Below are 17,842 nucleotides of genomic sequence, written 5' to 3'. Positions count from 1 at the left end.
CACACGTACCGGCACGGGCACCGGGGCGAGTTCGCGACCGGCGGGCGTGGAGTGTCGTGATCTCATTCGGTCGCGGAGATATAGCATTTCCGCATCAGCGGTGCCGGGGATTCGACGGCGGCCGCGTATCGGAACTTCTCTCGCTCGAGTCGACGGTGCCGTAGCGGGGCGGTCGGCGCACTCGTCGAAAGGTTTAGGCGATGACCCTCATGTCCTCGGCCGCGCGGTGTCTCGGGTTGGTCGTCCTGCTGCTCGGACTGACCACACCGGCGGCGGCGACGCCCGCGGCGTCGGATCTGGTGCAGGCGGGGCGCTGGCTCATCGACGGCCAGGGCCGGGTGATCACCGTGCACGGTGTGAATATGGTCTACAAGTACCCGCCGTACTTCCCCGCGGCGGGCGGTTTCGGCGAGGAAGACGCCCGGTACCTGGCCGAGCACGGTGTCAACGCGGTCCGGCTGGGGTTCGCCTGGAGGGCCGCCGAGCCGCAGCCTGGCGTCTACGACGACGACTACATCGCCCGGATCGCGCAGACCCAGGGGTTGCTGGCGGAGTACGGCATCTACAGTCTCATCGATTCCCATCAGGACGCGTTCAACGAATCGGTCGGCGCGAGCTGGAGCGGGTTCCCGGACTGGGCGACGTTCACCGACGGGTTCCCGTTGCAGCCCGACCCCGGCTTTCCGTTGGTCTACTTCGTCAGCCCCGCGCAGAACCAGACGTGGGCGAATTTCTATCGCAACCGCGCCGCGGCCGACGGCGTCGGAGTGCGGGATCATTACGCGGCAATGTGGGAGCATGTCGCGCGACGCTTCGCCGACGAGCCGTACGTGCTCGGCTACGACCTGATCAACGAGCCGTGGCCGGGGTGGGAATACCCGACCTGTTTCCCACAGGGTTGCCCCCGATTCGAGAACGACGTCCTCGCTCCGTTCCAGGCCGAGGTGATGAACGCGATCCGCCGGGTCGACTCGAAACACGTGCTGTTCTACGAGCCTTCGGTGACCAACGACTTCGGAACGCCGAACTGGATGCCGAATCCGACCGGCGATCCGAACGCGGGCATGAGCTTTCACGACTACTGCGTGGGCATGGCCGACGCGTGTGTGAACAGCGGATCGGATCGCGCCGACCGCGAGGGCGTCGTCGGGATGGTGACCGAATTCGGCGCGACCAGGGACTGGGCGAAACTGACCCGTCTCGGCGATCTCTACGACGACCGCATGGTCTCCTGGATGCTCTGGTCCCTGTCGCAGAACCAGACACCGGGTCATCCGCAGGAACCGCCGACCGGCCCCGACCTGATGGACCCGGCGATCGTGCGGGCCTATCCGCAGGCCGTCGCGGGCACTCCGCTGCAATGGCGCTACGACAGCGCGACCGGCGCTTTCACCCTGCGTTACCGCGCCCTTCGCGTCGATTCCGGGCAGCCGTTCCCGCTCGGAGCCCGGACCGAGGTGTCGCTGCCACAATCCATCTACCCCGGTGGCTACGACGTCGATGTCCAGGGCGCCGATGTCGTCTCCGAACCCGACGCCCCGATGCTCGAACTGACCGCCGACCCCGGGCAGGACCCGGTGACGGTGACGGTGACGCGGCGGTGATCGACACCGGCGCCGCCGAGGTTCACGCCTGGGACGTTCGCCGCGACGCCGACGATCCGATCACGCGGGCGAATCGGGTCGTGCCTCTTGTCGGATATACGCGGTGCCCGTGCGCGCCTAGGCGGTTCAGCGGCCGATGTCAAGCCTGCGGGGTCGCGAAATCGGCGTGGTCAGAGGGCGAATCAGATCGGTCCTTTCGGAATTGAGAATGTTATTCTCATGGAAGTACATCTTCATTCCGCGAAAGGAGGGAGGCTGAGATGCTGTTCGAGTTCGACGCCGACCAGCGACTATTGCGCGATACGGTGCGTGAGGTCACGGCTAGAGAGTGCCCACCGGCGCTCATTCGAGACATCGTCGACAAGGACCTCGACGCCGGTCAGCTATGGCAGACCTACGTCGGTCTCGGCTGGACCGAACTGACGGATCCGGACCTCGCCGTGGAATTGGCCATCGTGCTGGAGGGGCTCGGCCGGGCCACCGACCCCACGCCCTTCCTCGCGTCGGTCTCCCAGTTCGCCCCCCTCGTTCCCGATGCGGGAGCGATCGATCGGCCCGGTACCGCCGTGTATTCGGGTGTGGTGCCCAGCCGCGACGGCGCGGGCTGGCGGCTGAACGGCACCGCGCGCCACGTGCTCGACGGTGACCGCGCCGAGCAGTTCGCGGTGGTCACGTCCGCGGGTGTCTTCGTCGTGCCCGCGTCCGGGGTCACCGCGCGCCGCACCGCGATCTTCGATCCGGTGCTGCACGTCGCCGAGGTCACCTTCGCCGATGTGTGGGTCGGCAACGCCGACCGCAGCAGTATCGACACCGAACGCGCGCGTCAGCACGCGCTGACCGGCATGGCCATCACGACCGTCGGCGCCTGCCAGCGGATTCTGGACCTGGTCCTCGAACACGTCCGCACCCGTAAGCAGTTCGACGCTGTCATCGGATCGTTCCAGGCCGTCAAGCACAAGGCCGCCGATATGCACATCGCGATCGAACGTGCCCGCGCGCTCGGCTATTTCGCCGCGCTGTGCCTGGCCTCCGACGACCCGCGCAGGCGGCTGGCGGCCTCGATGGCCAAGGCGTCGGCGGGCGAATGCCAGTCCGTGGTGTTCCGGCACGGGGTTCAACTCTTCGGCGCCATGGGGTTCACCTGGGAAAATGACCTACAGTTCGCGCTCAAGCGGGCCAAGGCCGGCGAGTTGCTGCTCGGCGGCGCGGCCGAGCACCGGGCGCTGATCTCCGAGGAGTACCGTGCAGCTCACGTTTGATTCCGATGTCGAGGAATTCCGGGCCGAATTCATCGCCTTCCTCGACGCCAATCTGCCCGGTGAGGACGTCGCCGTCGAGCGGTCCGCGTCCAGTGCCGACGTTCCGGAGTGGGCACGGCAGTGGCAGCGGCTGATGTTCGACAGCGGTTGGCTGCTGCCCGCCAACCCGCCCGAGTTCGGCGGGCGCAACGCCACCCTGATCCAGCAGTACGTGCACCTGGAAGAACTGTCCAAGCGGCGGATCTACCACAGCTTCAACCCGCAGGGCCTCGGCATCATCGCGGCCTCGCTGCTGTCGTTCGGCACCGAGGAGCAGAAGCGGCGCTGGGCCGTGCCGATCCTGCGCGCGGAGATCACCGCCGCGCTCGGCATGAGCGAGCCGGGCGCCGGTTCGGATCTGGCCGGGCTGCGCACCCGCGCGATTCGCGAGGGTGACGAATTCGTCGTCGACGGTCAGAAGGTCTGGACCTCGGGCGCGCACGACGCCGACGTACTGCTCACCTTCGTGCGCACCGATCCGACCGCGCCCAAGCACAAGGGCATCAGCGTGCTGCTGATCCCGACCGATTCGCCCGGTGTGACCAGGCGGCCGTTCCCCTCGGTGTGCTCGCCCGACGATCTGGATTTCAACGAGGTCTACTTCGAGGGCGTCCGGGTGCCCGCCGAGAATCTCATCGGCGAGGTCAACGGCGGCTGGTCGGTGGCGAACGGGTCGCTCGGACACGAGCGCACGCTGCTGTGGCTGAGTTTCGCCGATCGGCTCGAGGATCTGCTCGGCGATTTCCGTCCGCACAGCGCGCAGGACCACGACGCCTTCGCGAAGCTGATCATGGACAACCAGGCGCTGCGGCTGCTCGGCTCGGCGGCACTGGCCAGGGAGGCGCGCAACGAGCAGGACGTGCCCGCGCTGTCGATCCTGAAGGTGCTCGGTTCGGAGGCGATCCAGACGGCTTCCGAGCAGGCCCTGTATTCGGTCGGGCTGGAAGGGCTCGCGCATCCGACCCTGAGCTCGCCGCCGAGCCGGATGTCGCTGGATCATTTCTCCTCGGGCTGGTTCGAGCGCTACATGCGCAGTTTCGCGGGAACCATCGCGGGCGGCACCTCCGAGATCCAGCGCACCATCATCGCCGAGCGGGTGCTCGGCCTCCCGCGCGCCTGAGCGGGTAGGCAGACAGTTCGGGGGCGGTACGCGATTCGCGTACCGCCCCCGAGTCGTCGGCGGGGTCAGTGCCGGGTGTCGACCTCGATGCCGAAGGTGTTGATCGCTGACGCCAGCATGGCGTACGCGCCGACGGTGAAGACGAAATCCATGATCTGGCGCTCGCTGAAGCGTTCGCTCAGTGCGGCCCACGTCTCGTCGGACAGATTCGACTTCTCGTCGAGTTCGTCGACCGCCCGCAGGACGGCGAGATCGAAATCATCGGTGATCTGGGCGTTGCCGCGGGCCGCCTCGACCTCGGTCTCGGTGAGTCCGGCGTCGATGCCCATCCTGGCGTGATGGTCCCATTCGTAGGCGCAGTTGCGGCGGTAGGCCACACGCAGGATCGCGAGTTCACGCAGGCGCTCGGTGAGCGTGGACCGGAACAGCAGATGCACGTTGAAGGTGAGGAACGCCTTGGTCAGCGCGGGGTGTCGCGCCATGGTGGTGAGCACGTTGCCCGCCTTCTCGGCGTTGCGACGCTCGGCGGGCAGCATGCGGGACAACGCGCTGATCACTTCGTCGTCCCACTCCTCCTCCGGAAGGGGTCCCAATCTCATCGCGTCCTCCTGATTGCCGAGCGAGAATGCGATTTGCATTCTTGACTAACACATTTTCAAAACCGTGCCCCGCAGTCAAACCGCCGTGCGCACCTCAGGTGAGCAGGCGATCTTCCGCCTCGTCGGAGCGGGCGGTGATGCCGTTGGCGCAGAAGTTCCACACCTCGGCGGCGCTGAGCGGTCGGGCGTCGGCGTCCACGCTCGCGGGCTGGGAGATGAACATGACGGTATGCATGGTCATCGCGGCGAGCCTGCGCGGGTTCGCGTCGCGTTGCAGCCGTGTCGACTTGTTCGCCTCGGTCATCAGCTCGGTGAACAGCGCGAACAGTGCCGCGTGCGCCATGCGCACCTCGGCGGGATGCGAACTGAGCAGCTGGGGGGCGAATTCGGTGAACAGCGGTCGCTTGGCGTCGGGGTCGGGACGGCAGAGCTGGAAGAGCAGTTCGACCGCGGTGCGCAACTTCTCCAGCGGTTCGACGCTGTTGCTGGTCGCGGCACGGATCTGTTCGACGGTCCTGCCGAGCGCGTCCTCGTAGAGCGCCAGCAGCAGTTCGTGTTTCCCGTCGAATTGCAGGTAGAAACTGCGCAGCGACTGTCGCGACCGGTCGACGACCTCCTGCACCGTGAAGTCGGTGCTGCCCTTCTCGGTGATGATCGCCTGCGCCGCGTCGAGGAAGCGCTGAACCCGTTGACTCGCACGGATTTTGGCGGTCCGGAGCGAGCGGTCCACCGCGCGCTGCTTCCACGCGGGCACGTTGCCTTCATCGGTGCGGCTCATAGAGACCTCGAGCGGGCGCATCGATGGGCGGAAACCCTCCGGGGGATGAACATCATTGAATAGTACCGGAAGGGAAGGAACATTCTACTGATTCGTATATCTCAATTCTTATCAGAAAGATCGAGACTATCCAAAATCAAGAACTACGTTCTCAGGTCCGGTTGGGGAGCGTACCGGCCCCGCTGCTGCCGAGACCGGTACGCGCGAGAGCGCCGATCAGGCCGTCGGCTTGGACGAACGCCTGCGGAGCAGTACCGCGAGCAACAGCGCGGCGACCCCGGCGAACGCGAGGCCGCCGAGTTTGGTCGCATTGCCCGCGCCCGCGGCGGCGAGCAGATCGATCGGCTCGGCGGGCTTGCGAGGCGCCGAAGGAGTCGCCGCTGCGGTGGACGCCGCAGCGGCGGCCGGGCTCGCCTGCTCGGACGACGGGACGGCAGCAAGAGTCGGCGACGCGGGTTCGTCGACGGGCGCATCGTGGCTGGAGGCGGTGATCTCCTCGGCCAGGTTGGCGGCGAACTGGCCGATCAGCGTTCCGGCCACATCCGCGAGCGCGCCGCGCCCGAACTGGGCGGGTTTGCCGGTGATCGCCAGATCCGTGTCGACGAAGACCTCGGTGATGCCGTCGGTTTCGACCAGGCGGCAGGTTATGGTCGCCTTGGCCGTCCCGTTGCCCCTGGTCTCGCGACCGCGACCCTCCAGCACGGCGATACCGCCGTCCTCGTCCTGGAACACCACCTTGATGACACCGCTGTAGCTCAGGCCGACGGGACCGAGTTTGACCTTGATCTTGCCGTGGTAGTCGTCGCCCTCCTTGGAGGTGATGGTCGCGCCGGGTACACAGGGGGCGAGGCGTTCCAGATCGAGCAGCACCGGGAAGGCCTGCGCGGCGGGAACGGGAATCGTGAAGGTGTTGTCGAGTTTCATTGGTGTCCTTCAGAGGTCACGCGGACGTTCACGACTGCCGCGCCGTGGGCGCCGCCGCATCGGTCGTCTCCGCATCGTTCGCATCGGAATTGTTCGTACGATCGCCGTTCGCGTCGGCGATGGAATCGGCCGCGGCGCGAACGGCCCGGATGATGCCCTGGTATCCGGTGCACCGGCAGAGGTTGCCCGAGATCGCGTCGCGGATCTCGGGTTCGGTCGGGTCCGGGTTCTCGCGCAGGAACGCGGTGGCCGACACGATGAATCCGGGGGTGCAGAAACCGCATTGCAACCCGTGTTCGGCACGGAACGCGGCCTGCACGGGAGACAGGGTGCCGTCGGGGGCCGCGATGCCCTCGACCGTGGTCAGTTCCGCGCCGTCGGCCTGCACGGCGAAGATCAGACAGGCCCGGACCGCGTCGCCGTCGAGCATGACGGTGCACGCGCCGCACACACCGTGCTCGCAGCCCAGATGGGTTCCGGTCAGCCCGCATTTCTCGCGCAGGTAGTCGGCCAGGGTCAGTCGCGGTGCCACGATGTCGCGGCGCGACGCACCGTTGATCGTGACCTCGATCTCGATATCAGTCATCGCTCGCCTCCTCTACGGCGCGACGCCACGCGCGCACCACCATTGCCGCGCCGACCCTGCGCCGGTATTCGGCGGAGCCGTGCACATCCGATGTCACCGAATCCAGTCCCGCCGTGGCGGACCGGCCGATCTCCTCGACGTCGACGTCGTCGATCGAACGGCCGACGAGTCCGGCCTCGGTGGTTCTGGCCCGCACCGGTGTCGGCGCCAGTCCGATCAGTCCGATCGCGGCGCTCTCGATCCGCGAATCCGCGTCGAGGCGCACCGCGATCGCCGCGCCCGCCATCGCGAAATCGCCACTGCGGCGGGTGAATTCCTCGATGGCGTAGCCGCAGCGGCCGCGCCGGACCTGGAATCCGATCGCGGTGACGATCTCGTCGGGCTCCAGATCCGTCGACCACATGCCGGTGAAGAATTCGGCGGCGGGGACGACGCGGCGGCCACGGGGGGACAGCGTCTCGATCTCGGCGTCCAGTGTCAGTGCCACCGCGGGATATTCACCCGCCGCGTCGGCGTGGGCGATCGCGCCGCCGATGGTGCCGCGATTGCGGATCTGGAAATGCCCGATATGCGGGGTTGCCCGTGACAGCAGCGGCACCGCGCGTCGCACCTCCTCGGACCGGCCGACCTCGGCGTGGGTCGTCCCCGCCCCGATCCACACCGTGTCCTCGCTGGTCCGGATGCCGCGCAATTCGCTCACCTTGCGCAGGTCGACCAGATGGTCGAAGACGGCGAGCCGCAACGCCAGCATCGGCATCAGACTCTGACCGCCCGCGATGATCTTGGCCTCCTCGCCGAGGTCGGCGAGCAGGGTCACGGCCTCCTCGGCGGTGGCGGGGGCGTGGTATTCGAAGGCCGCCGGTTTCATGCGGGACCCTTTCCGGCGGCGCGCGCCTCGTCGAGCATCGACACGATCGTGGCGGGGGACAGCGGCAGTTTCGAGATCTCCACACCGAACGGCGATAACGCGTCGGCGACGGCGTTGAGGATCGCCGGTGTCGAACCGATCGCCCCGCCCTCGCCGACGCCCTTGAAGCTGCCCGGCCCCGGGCTCGGGGTCTCGACGTGGCCGACCTCGATGCGCGGCACCTCCGACGCCGTCGGCATGAGGTAGTCGAGGAATGTGGTGGCGACCGGGTTACCGCTCTCGTCGTAGGCGAGATTCTCGTAGAGCGCTCCGCCGATGCCCTGCACGGTGCCGCCGTAGATCTGGCCCTCGACCACGGCCGGGTTGATCATGGGGCCGCAGTCCTCGCTGACGATGTAGCGCAGCAGGATCACCTCGCCGGTCTCGATATCGACCTCGCAGGTGCACAGGTGGGTGGCATTGGCCCAGATCGCCATCTGCGTGGTCTTGTGCCGTCCGACGGCCTCGAGACCGGGAGGTGTGCCCGGCGGCAGCGCGTCGGCCTGGAGGTAGGCGATCTCGGCGATCTCGGCCAGCGTGAGCGCCTTGTCCGGATTGCCGACCACGGTGGCCCTGCTGGCCGCGAACTCGATCTCGTCCACGGCGACGCCGAGACGATGCGCGGCGATCGCGATGATGCGCTCGCGCAGCGGCGCGGCAGTCGCGGCGATCGCGCCCGCGGTCATCGAACCGGAACGGCTGCCCTGGGTGCCGCCGCCGAACGGAGTGACCGCGGTGTCGCCCTGCACGGTGCGCACGTCGGCGATATCGGCGCCGAGCGCGTCGGCGGTCAGCTGGACGACGGTGGTCTCGATGCTGTTACCCGCCGAACCGCCCGCGACGAAGACGTTGACCTTGCCCGTGGGCGCGATCCGGATGGTGGCGCCCTCGGTGCTCAGGAACGGACTCGCGCCCGCCGTCGGCTCGATATAGGTGCAGGTGCCGACGCCGAGGTAGCGGCCTTCGGCCCGGGCGGCGCGCTGCTGTGCGCGGAAGGCCTCGTAGTCGAGCATCTCGACCGCCTGCTCCAGCGTTTCCATCGGGGAGGCGTTGTCGTAGACCATGCCGTTGGGGTTGGGGAAGGGGAATTCGTCGCGGCGCAGGATATTTCGTCGGCGCAGTTCGATCGGGTCGATACCGATCCGGCGCGCGGCGTGATCGAGCAGCACTTCGCGGGCCACCGACTCGAACTGCCACGGTCCGCGGTAGGCGATCCGGCCGACGGTGTTGGAGTAGAGGAATTTCGCGTGGAAGGAGGCGTTCGTGACCCGGTAGGGGCCGGGGAACAGCATGCCGACCGGAACGCCGCCGGTGATCGGTGAGGGCGTCGGGTAGGCGCCGACGTTCTGCGCGTGTTCGATGGAGGCGGCCAGGATCTTGCCGTCCTCGTCGAAAGCCATTCCGACAGAAGCGTGTTCGTGTCGCGACATCCCGGCGGACATGAGGTTTTCCTGCCGGTCCTCGATCCATTTCACCGCCGAGCCGAGTGCGCGCGCCGCCAGCAGCACGCAGGCCTCTTCGCGCAGCGGCGCGACTTTCATGCCGAAGCCGCCACCGGTGTCGCGGGCCAGGACGCGCACCTGGTGCTCGTCGATGCCGAGCAGTCGCGCGGTGAAACCGCGGACCTCGAAGGGGGATTGGGTGGAGGCCCAGATCGTCATCTCCGAGGTGGGGATCGACCATTCCGCGACGATGCCCCTGGTCTCCATCGGCACCGGCGAATAGGCCTGTTGGAAGATCTGCTGGCGCACCACGTGGGCGGCCGAGTCGAAGATCGGCGCGAGGTCCGAGGCCGGGCGGCCGCCGATCTCGCCCGCGGAATTCCCGGCGAAACCGGCGTGCACGAGGTTCGGTGATTCGCCCGCGGTGATGTAGTCGACCACCGGGTCGAGCGGTTCGTAATCGATGATCACCTGTTCGACGGCGTCCTCGGCGACGTAGCGATCGACGGCGATCACGAGGACCACCGGGTCGCCGACGAAGCGGACCTCCTCCTCGGCCAGCGGCGGACGCGGCACCGGCGGCATGCCGATCATGTCGAGTCCGTAGGAGATCTGGTGCGCGGTGGGATTGAGGTCGGCGGCGGTGTAGACGGCCAGTACGCCGTCGAGTTCGAGCGCGCCGGAGACGTCGATGTCGCCGATGCGCGCACGTGGCAGCGGGCTGCGGACGAAACACGCGTGCGCCATGCCGGGCCGCGTGACGTCGTCGACGAAGGTGCCCGCCCCGGTGACCAGGCGCGCGTCCTCGACCCGGGGTACCCGGGAACCGACGACGCCGGTGCTGGGAGGGGTGTGCGTGCGGGTCATCGCGCGGGTCTCCGGCCGTATCCGCCGTCCACCCCGATGGGCTGCCTGGAAGAAGTCATCCGGCTGGTACTCCGTTCACCTCGGATGCCGACCGGCCCCGCCCCGCGCGGGCTCGGCGCCGTCGGCGAGTTCGGACATCGTGAGGGGGCATCGTGATCGGAGGTCGGGGTCGGGCGCGCGGGCCGGGGCTGCGGACCGCTCGCGGGACGACGGGTGCCGTTCGTGGATGCTGAACATGTGTTTAGCACTGGGATTCGCGGAATGTCAACCGCCTATGCCGCAAACGGATATGCCGCTAGAATCGTACGAGAATTGTATTCTCGCTGAGAGTGCGACGTGATCGGAGTTCTCGGCAGACTCCGATCCGATCGGCGGCGGGCCGTTCTCGCGGGCCGGGCCGATGACTGCGAGAGGACTGCCATGCGTGAACTCGGTGCGCATCTGCTGCGCTGGCATGCCGCGGGGATCTCGTATGTGCTGGCCACGGTGGTCGGCGTGACCGGAAGCGCGCCGCGTCCGCCCGGGGCGACGATGGCCGTGGACGCCGAGGGCAATATTCGGGGGAGTCTGTCCGGAGGATGCGTCGAGGGCGCGGTCCTCGAATTGTGCGGCCGAGTACTGGAGACCGGCGAACCAGTCCGCGAGATTTTCGGATACAGCGATAGCGATGCTTTTGCCGTCGGCCTGACCTGTGGCGGTGAGTTGGAGATTCTGGTCCATCGGATCACCCCGGACCGGTATCCGATCGTCGAAGCCGTCCTCGACGCCGACGGTGGACCGGTCGCGCTCGTGCGCGATCTGGAGTCGGGGGCGATGCTGGCTCTGCGCCCGGACAGTGTGGTCGGGCCCGACGCCGATCCGACACTCGTCGCTCGGGCGCGGGCCATGCTCGACACCGCGAGCACCGCGGTACGGGTGATCGGCTGCGCTGATCGGGAAAGAACGGTTTTCATAGAATCGTTCGCGCCGCCCCCGCGCATGCTCGTCTTCGGCGCGACGGATTTCACCACCGCGCTGTGCCGGGTCGGCCGGTTGCTCGGCTACCACGTCACCGTCTGCGAGGCGCGTCCCGCCTTCGCCGATCCGGCCAGGATGCCCGACGCGCACGAGGTCGTCCGCGAATGGCCGAATACCTATCTCGCGCGCACCCACGTCGACGCGCGCACCGTCATCTGCGTGCTGACCCACGATCCGAAATTCGACATTCCCGTACTGGTCGAGGCGCTGCGACGCCCGGTGGCCTATGTCGGCGCGATGGGGTCGCGGCGCGCGGACCGCGAACGAAGGCTGCGATTGCGCGCGGCCGGACTGGGCGAGGAGCAGTTGCGTCGGCTGCGTTCGCCGATCGGCCTCGAACTCGGCGGGCAGACGCCGGAGGAGACCGCCGTCGCGATCGGCGCGGAGATCGTCGCCGTGCGACGGGGTGGTTCGGCGCGGCCGCTGTCGGTGACCGATCGCCCCATTCATCCGGGTGGCCTCGTGTCCGGCGGGACGCAGGCCGAGCAACTCGCCACGGGGTGAACATCGGGGGGCTCGGGGTGCGGTTCCCGGCCGATGCCGCCGGGAACCGCACTCGCGGATCAGGCGTCGAGGAAGAGGTCGAGCGTGGGGTTGTCGCCACCGCCGTAGCGGGACATGTCGTCGATGCCGGTGAAGCGCTTCACCGCGTCCTCGTCGATGAAGGTGTTCCCGGTGATCTTGCCCGAGGGCTGGGTCATGATCGCGACGGCGGCGTCGGCCATGATGCGCGGGCTGCGGGCGGCGGCCAGACCTTCTTCGCCGCTTTCGAGATTGGCGACCGCCGAGGTGGCGATATAGGTCTGCGGCCACAGGCAGTTGAAGGCGATCGCGGCGTCGGCGTACTCGGTGGCCCAGCCGAGGGTCAGCAGGCTCATGCCGTATTTGGACAGCGTGTAGACCGGGTGCGCGCCGAGCCAGTACGGATTCATGTTGATCGGCGGCGCGATGGTCAGCACGTGCGCGTTGGCCGATTTGCGCAGGTGCGGAAGGGACGCCTTGGTCAGCAGGAAGGTGCCGCGGATATTGATGTCCTGCATCAGGTCGAACTTCTTGGCCGAGAGCTGCTCGGTCGGCTCGGTGGCGATGGCGCTGGCGTTGTTCACGACCAGGTCGACGCCGCCGAATCGTTCGACGGCGAGGTCGACGGCCCGCTGGACATCGTCTTCGTTACGCACGTCGCCGACCACCGCCGCGGCGCGTCCGCCCGCGGCCTCGACGTCGGCGGCCGCGGTGTGGACGGTGCCGGGCAGCCGCGGATGCGGTTCGGCGGTCTTGGCGAGCAGCACGACGTTCGCGCCCTGCTCGGCGGCGGCGAGGGCGATCGCCAGCCCGATTCCGCGACTCGCGCCGGAGACGACCAGCGTGCGGTCGGTCAGTTGTCGTTCCTGATCGGACATCGTTCTCCTCAGTCCCGAGAGTGTCCCGAGAACATTTTGCGGTCTCGTTCACACCAAACGGTATTGGCATTCTCCTAAAGCGAAAGTATCGTATTCAATGATGAACAACCAAGTGCAGACCTCGTCCGGAATCCCGCTGGAGCCGATCTACGGACCGGATGACCGGCGCGGTGACCCGCCCGACCCGGGCGCTTATCCCTTCACGCGCGGAAACTTCGCCACCGGCTACCGGGGGCGGCTGTGGACTTTCCGGCAGTACTCCGGTTTCGGAACCGCCGAAGAGTCCAATGAGCGATACCGCTACCTGCTCGGGCAGGGCGGTACCGGCTTGTCGGTCGCGCTCGACCTCCCCACCCAGTGCGGGTACGACTCCGACGACCCCGAGGTGAGCGAGGAAGTCGGCCGCGTCGGTGTCGCGGTCGACACCCTCGCCGACGCCGAGGTGCTCTTCGACGGCATCCCGCTGGACAAGATCAGCACGAGCTTCACGATCAACGGCACCGCCGCGATCCTGCTGGCCTTCTACGTGGCCGCCGCGGAGAAGAAGGGTGTGCCCAGGGAGAAGCTGACCGGCACGATCCAGAACGACATCCTCAAGGAATACGCCTCGCGCGGCACCTGGATCTGGCCGCCGGAGCCCTCGCTTCGCCTGATCGCCGACACCATCGAGTTCTGTGCCGCGGAGGTACCGCGGTTCAACGCGATCTCGGTGGCCGGGGCGCATTTCCGCGACGCGGGCGCGACCGCCGTGCAGGAGATGGCGTTCACGCTGGCCGACGGCGTCACCTACTGCGACACCGTCGTCGAGCGCGGCCGGATGACGATCGATCAGTTCGCCCCGCAGATCTCCTTCTTCTTCTACACCCACGGCGATTTCTTCGAGGAGATCGCGAAGTACCGCGCGGGCAGGCGTCGCTGGGCGACCCTGGTGCGCGAGCGGTACGGCGCGACCACCGACAAGGCCTCGATGTTCCGTTTCGGCTGTGTGGCCGGCGGCGCCTCGCTGTACGCGCCGCAGGCCCAGAACAACCTGGTCCGCGTCGCCTACGAGGCGCTGGCCTCGGTGCTCGGCGGGGTGCAGTCGATGTTCACCGCCGCGTGGGACGAGCCGTTCGCGCTGCCGAGCGAGGATTCGGCGACCCTGGCGCTGCGCACCCAGCAGGTGCTCGCCTACGAGACCGGCGTGACCCGGGTCGCCGACCCGCTCGGCGGCTCCTACTTCGTGGAAGCGCTCACCGACGCCACCGAGGAGAAGATCATCGAGATCATGCGTGACCTCGACGATCACGGCGGCATGGTGCGCTGCATCGAAGACGGTTACCTCCAGGGCCTCATCGCCGACGAGGCGTTCAAACTCCACCACGAGGTGGAGAAGGGCGAACGTCCGGTGGTCGGTGTCAACAAATTCGTCTCCGACGAGCCCGCCCCCGACATCGGTACCTACGAACTCGACGCCGAGGGGCGCGAGCGACAGCTCAAGCGACTGGCGCGGGTGAAAGCCGAACGTGATCCCGCCGCCGTTCGTGACACCCTTGCCGCGCTCTCGCGCGGCGCCGAAGGAGACGACAACCTGATGCATCGCCTGATCGATTGCGCCAACGCCTACTGCACGGTCGGTGAGATGACCGCCGCGCTGAAGTCGGTGTGGGGCGAATTCCAGCAGCCGGTGGTGTTCTGATGCCCGCTCGCGTACTGGTCGCCAAACCAGGTCTGGACGGACACGACCGCGGCGCGAAGATCGTCGCCCGCACGCTGCGCGACGCCGGATTCGAGGTGGTCTACACCGGGATTCGCCAGCGCGTGGAGGACATCGTCTCCATCGCCTTGCAGGAGGACGTCGCCGTCGTCGGCCTCAGCATCCTGTCGGGCGCGCACGTCGCGCTCACCGCCCGCGTGGTGAACGCGCTGCGCGAGGCCGACGCCGGTGATATCGCGGTGGTCGTCGGCGGGACCATCCCGCAGGCCGACGTGCCGAAGCTGCTCGAAGCGGGTGCGAAGGCGGTCTTCCCGACCAGCACTCCGCTCGAGACGCTCGTCACCGAGATTCGCGCACTGACCGGAACACCGGCCCCGTGATCCAACGGATGCCGAAGACACACAGCTTGGAGGAACAGTGCGCATCGGAGTAATGATCGGGCCGGAGCGGGGTGACTCCGGGCGCAAGCTCGAGCGCATGTTGCGCGATATCGAGTGGGCCGAATCGGCCGGGATGGACACGGCGTGGATCCCGCAGATCCCCACCGATTTCGACGCCCTGATCACGATCGCCGCGATGGGTTTGAAAACTTCGCGTATCGAATTGGGTACCGCCGTGGTGCCGTTGCAGGCGCAGCATCCCATCGCGCTGGCGCGCCAGGCGTTGTCGGCGCACGCCGCGTCCGGTGGCAGGCTGGCGCTCGGCGTCGGCCCGTCGCACCACTGGATCGTCAGCGATATGCTCGGCCTGCCCTACGACAAGCCGGCCGCCTACACCCGCGACTACCTCGAGGTGCTCAACGCGGGACTGCTCGGGTCGGGTTCGGTGGACGTGGAGAACGATACGTTCACGGTGCACAACCCCCTCGATCTCGGCCCGGTCGCCCCGGTGCCGGTGCTGATCGCGGCGCTGGGACCGGTGATGCTTCGCATCGCGGGCGAGCAGGCCGACGGCACCGTGCTGTGGATGGCCGACGAGCGCGCCATCGAGAGCCATATCGTCCCCAAGATCAGCAAGGCCGCCGCCGACGCGGGCAGGCCCGCGCCGCGCGTGGTCGCCGGACTTCCGGTCTGCCTGTGTGAACCCAGCCGGGTCGACGAGGCGAAGGCGCGCGCCAATCGCATTCTCGCCGAGGCCGAGGTGTCGCCGAACTACCAGCGGCTGCTGGATCAGGGGTCGGCGCGCAATGTCGGCGATATGTGCATCGCCGGTGACGAGAAGCAGATCGAGGCAGGTCTGCGGCGCTACGCCGACGCGGGCGCGACCGATATGTCGATCCGGCTGCTGCCGATCGGCGACAACCGCGACGAACTGGTGGCGTCCAAGCAGCGCACCAGGGAGATGATCGCGGCGCTGGCCCAGGAGCTGCGATGAGCGGTCCGAATTCCGGCCCGCTGGCCGGGATTCGGATACTCGAGGTCGGCACCATGCTCGCCGGTCCGTACGCGACGATGATGCTCGCCGATCTCGGGGCCGAGGTCACCAAGGTCGAGCCCGCGACCGGCGATATCTCCCGACAGGTCAGCGACAGCTATTTCGCCAGCCTCAACCGTGGGAAACGTAGTGTCCGGATCGAGATCGGCAGCGAGGCGGGCCGGGCCCGTCTCGGTGAACTGGTCGGGCAGTCGCACGCGCTGCTGGTGAATCTGAAGCCGTCGGCGATCCGGCGGCTCGGACTCACCTACGAGGCGCTGCGGCAGTACAACGAGAAGATCGTCTGCGTCGCGATCACCGGATACGGGCTCTACGGCGGCGATGACCCGGCGTTCGACTACATCGTCCAGGCCGCCGCGGGCATCGCGGCGCTCACCGGCGATCCGGCGGGTCCGCCGACCCTGCCCGGCTATTCGTCGGCCGACAACTCGACCGGCCTGACCGCCGCGCTCGGCCTGCTGGCCCAGATCGTGTCCGGTCGGGGCGGGCAGGTGGACGTCTCGCTCTACGAGACGATGCTGTCGCAGTTGAACTATCACGCCGCCGCCTATCTCAACGACGGTAAGCGACCCGAGCGCCGCCCACACGGCGCGCACTCGTATTACGTTCCGGCCCAGATCTTCCCGACGGCGCGGGGCTACCTCGCGCTGTTCGTGACCCACGACGGGTTCTGGAAGACCTTCGCCGCCGAGGCGGGTGTCGACGGGTTCGAACTGATGGCGGATCGCGCCGCGCGCCGCACCGAGGTGCTCGACGCGGTCACCGCCGCGTTGGCCGCCGATACCGCGGTCGGCTGGGAAGCGCGCCTGCGACCGCTGGGCATTCCCGCGGCCGCCGTGCGGGATCTGCCGGAGGCGTTGGACACCAGTCCGGACGCGGTGGTGACGGCGGGGCAGTTCCGTCTGGTCGGCAATCCGATCCGGATCGACGGGTACGTGCCCGCGTACGGCCCGCCGCCTCGGCTCGGTGAGCACGACGACTGAGTCCGTGCGCGACGAAACCCTGGGGCGGCCCGTGACTTTCACGGGCCGCCCCCTCGGTTCACTGGTCGTAGTCGACGGTGATCGATTCGCTGTCGGGCACCGCCTGGCAGGTCAGGACGTAGCCGTCGTCGACCTCGTCGTCGGTCAGAGCCTGGTTGGCGCGCATCGTCGCGTGGCCCGCGGTCACCTTGGCCATGCAGGTGGCGCAGTTGCCCGCCTCGCACGAGAACGGCGGGGTGAAACCGGCACGGCGGGCGCTCTCGAGCAGCGTCTCACCCTCCTTGCGCGGCACCGACTTCTTCTTGCGCTTGAGGGTGATGTTGACATCACCCAGTGCGACCGCCGCCTCGGTGGGCGACGGGCTCTGCACGGGCGCGGTCACGACGGTGTCGGGCGTCGCCTCCACGGTCTCGCCCGGAATCGGCGCGGCGGCGCCGAATCGCTCGCTGTGGACCAGACCCGGTCCCGGCAGCGCGAGTTCGATCATCTCCATGAACGCCTCGGGGCCACAGATGTAACTGTCACCGTGGCCGTCGGCGCCGACGAAGGTCTTGATCGCCTCGGCGTCGAGGAAACCCGCCGTGGAATCCAGGTGCCTGATCACTTCCAGCCTGCCCGGATACTTCTGGGCCAACTCCTTGAGCGCTGTGTCGAAGATCACCGAATCCGCGTCGCGATCGGCACACAACAACCGAACCGATCGGTTGGTTGTCGCGAGCGCGGATTTGGCCAGCGACAGGATCGGGGTGATACCGCTGCCGCCACTGAAACCCAGCAGCGGGACATCGGTCTCGCGCAGGCAGAACCGGCCGGCCGCCCTGGTCACCTCGACTTCGTCACCCTCGCCGAGGTTGTCGTGCATCCAGTTCGACACCGCGCCGCCCGGCACCCGTTTGACGGTGGTCATCAGCTCACCATCGGTTTCCGGTGCGCTGGACATCGAATACGCGCGATACAGCTCGGTGCCGTCGACGGTGACCTTGAATGTGCAGAACTGCCCGGCGATGTAGGAGATCGGCCCGTCGTGCGGCGCGAGCACGAACGTCCGGGCGTCGACGCTCTCCTTCACGATCCGTGTCACGGTCGCGCGCTGGAACAAAGAGGGTCTCGCCATGAGCCGCAGCCTCCTGGTATTAAGGTTCTAGTAGTAAGAGAATTATATTCTCACTCACGAGACGGGATCTCTC

16 protein-coding genes are annotated in these 17,842 nt (G+C 67.8%); 8 read left to right on the top strand and 8 right to left on the bottom strand.

The window, feature by feature from the left end:
- Positions 1-200 precede the first annotated feature (200 nt).
- The 3 genes from DAT37_RS41740 (at position 201) to DAT37_RS41730 (ending at position 4,022) form a co-directional block, all read left to right on the top strand.
- On the top strand, positions 201-1,604 hold the full coding sequence (locus DAT37_RS41740; protein ID WP_109530491.1) for a cellulase family glycosylhydrolase: 1,404 nt from the start codon (positions 201-203) through the stop codon (positions 1,602-1,604).
- A gap of 260 nt (positions 1,605-1,864) precedes the next feature.
- On the top strand, positions 1,865-2,863 hold the full coding sequence (locus DAT37_RS41735) for an acyl-CoA dehydrogenase family protein (protein WP_109530490.1): 999 nt from the start codon (positions 1,865-1,867) through the stop codon (positions 2,861-2,863).
- Complete coding sequence (locus DAT37_RS41730) at positions 2,847-4,022, top strand: acyl-CoA dehydrogenase family protein (RefSeq protein ID WP_109530489.1); 1,176 nt, start codon at positions 2,847-2,849, stop codon at positions 4,020-4,022. Before DAT37_RS41735 ends, DAT37_RS41730 begins: the two co-directional genes overlap by 17 nt.
- Positions 4,023-4,087: 65 nt before the next feature.
- On the opposite strand, the gene DAT37_RS41725 is transcribed toward DAT37_RS41730, so the two are convergent.
- From DAT37_RS41725 to DAT37_RS41700, 6 genes are all read right to left on the bottom strand, one after another.
- Positions 4,088-4,621 (bottom strand): carboxymuconolactone decarboxylase family protein, encoded by a 534-nt coding sequence (locus DAT37_RS41725; protein ID WP_109530626.1) that lies wholly within the window; start codon positions 4,619-4,621, stop codon positions 4,088-4,090.
- Positions 4,622-4,715: 94 nt separating this feature from the next.
- Positions 4,716-5,399 carry a TetR/AcrR family transcriptional regulator gene (locus DAT37_RS41720; protein ID WP_198654707.1) on the bottom strand — a complete coding sequence of 228 codons (684 nt, stop codon included), beginning with the start codon at positions 5,397-5,399 and terminating at the stop codon, positions 4,716-4,718.
- A gap of 216 nt (positions 5,400-5,615) precedes the next feature.
- Positions 5,616-6,323, bottom strand: coding sequence for an SRPBCC family protein (locus tag DAT37_RS41715; RefSeq protein WP_109530487.1), 708 nt, complete (start codon positions 6,321-6,323; stop codon positions 5,616-5,618).
- Between the two features lie 28 nt (positions 6,324-6,351).
- Positions 6,352-6,909, bottom strand: a complete 558-nt coding sequence (locus DAT37_RS41710; protein WP_109530486.1) for a (2Fe-2S)-binding protein — start codon at positions 6,907-6,909, stop codon at positions 6,352-6,354.
- Positions 6,902-7,777 (bottom strand): FAD binding domain-containing protein, encoded by an 876-nt coding sequence (locus DAT37_RS41705; protein ID WP_109530485.1) that lies wholly within the window; start codon positions 7,775-7,777, stop codon positions 6,902-6,904. The genes DAT37_RS41710 and DAT37_RS41705 overlap by 8 nt, the downstream gene beginning before the upstream one ends.
- Positions 7,774-10,125, bottom strand: a complete 2,352-nt coding sequence (locus DAT37_RS41700) for a xanthine dehydrogenase family protein molybdopterin-binding subunit (protein ID WP_109530484.1) — start codon at positions 10,123-10,125, stop codon at positions 7,774-7,776. Before DAT37_RS41700 ends, DAT37_RS41705 begins: the two co-directional genes overlap by 4 nt.
- A gap of 420 nt (positions 10,126-10,545) precedes the next feature.
- On the opposite strand from DAT37_RS41700, the gene DAT37_RS41695 reads away from it, so the two are divergent.
- Positions 10,546-11,646 carry an XdhC family protein gene (locus DAT37_RS41695; protein WP_109530483.1) on the top strand — a complete coding sequence of 367 codons (1,101 nt, stop codon included), beginning with the start codon at positions 10,546-10,548 and terminating at the stop codon, positions 11,644-11,646.
- A gap of 59 nt (positions 11,647-11,705) precedes the next feature.
- On the opposite strand, the gene DAT37_RS41690 is transcribed toward DAT37_RS41695, so the two are convergent.
- Positions 11,706-12,542 carry an SDR family oxidoreductase gene (locus DAT37_RS41690; protein WP_109530482.1) on the bottom strand — a complete coding sequence of 279 codons (837 nt, stop codon included), beginning with the start codon at positions 12,540-12,542 and terminating at the stop codon, positions 11,706-11,708.
- 100 nt (positions 12,543-12,642) lie between these two features.
- Between DAT37_RS41690 and DAT37_RS41685 the strand changes: the two genes are divergently transcribed.
- From DAT37_RS41685 to DAT37_RS41670, 4 genes are read left to right on the top strand one after another with little or no spacing between them, the layout of a single operon-like run.
- A complete protein-coding gene (locus tag DAT37_RS41685; RefSeq protein WP_109530625.1) occupies positions 12,643-14,220 on the top strand; it encodes a methylmalonyl-CoA mutase family protein in 1,578 nt (525 codons plus the stop codon).
- Positions 14,220-14,618, top strand: a complete 399-nt coding sequence (locus DAT37_RS41680) for a cobalamin B12-binding domain-containing protein (RefSeq protein WP_109530481.1) — start codon at positions 14,220-14,222, stop codon at positions 14,616-14,618. The genes DAT37_RS41685 and DAT37_RS41680 overlap by 1 nt, the downstream gene beginning before the upstream one ends.
- A 37-nt stretch (positions 14,619-14,655) precedes the next feature.
- The gene (locus tag DAT37_RS41675) at positions 14,656-15,612 is read left to right on the top strand and encodes an LLM class F420-dependent oxidoreductase (RefSeq protein WP_109530480.1); all 957 of its coding nucleotides are present in this window, start codon (positions 14,656-14,658) and stop codon (positions 15,610-15,612) included.
- Positions 15,609-16,655, top strand: coding sequence for a CaiB/BaiF CoA transferase family protein (locus DAT37_RS41670; protein ID WP_109530479.1), 1,047 nt, complete (start codon positions 15,609-15,611; stop codon positions 16,653-16,655). The genes DAT37_RS41675 and DAT37_RS41670 overlap by 4 nt, the downstream gene beginning before the upstream one ends.
- A 58-nt stretch (positions 16,656-16,713) precedes the next feature.
- On the opposite strand, the gene DAT37_RS41665 is transcribed toward DAT37_RS41670, so the two are convergent.
- Complete coding sequence (locus DAT37_RS41665; protein WP_109530478.1) at positions 16,714-17,769, bottom strand: ferredoxin--NADP reductase; 1,056 nt, start codon at positions 17,767-17,769, stop codon at positions 16,714-16,716.
- Between the last annotated feature and the right edge of the window lie 73 nt (positions 17,770-17,842).

It is taken from the genome of Nocardia aurea (assembly GCF_003123685.1).
GTDB classification, from domain to species: domain Bacteria; phylum Actinomycetota; class Actinomycetes; order Mycobacteriales; family Mycobacteriaceae; genus Nocardia; species Nocardia aurea.
This window is presented reverse-complemented; position numbering and strand designations above follow the sequence as displayed.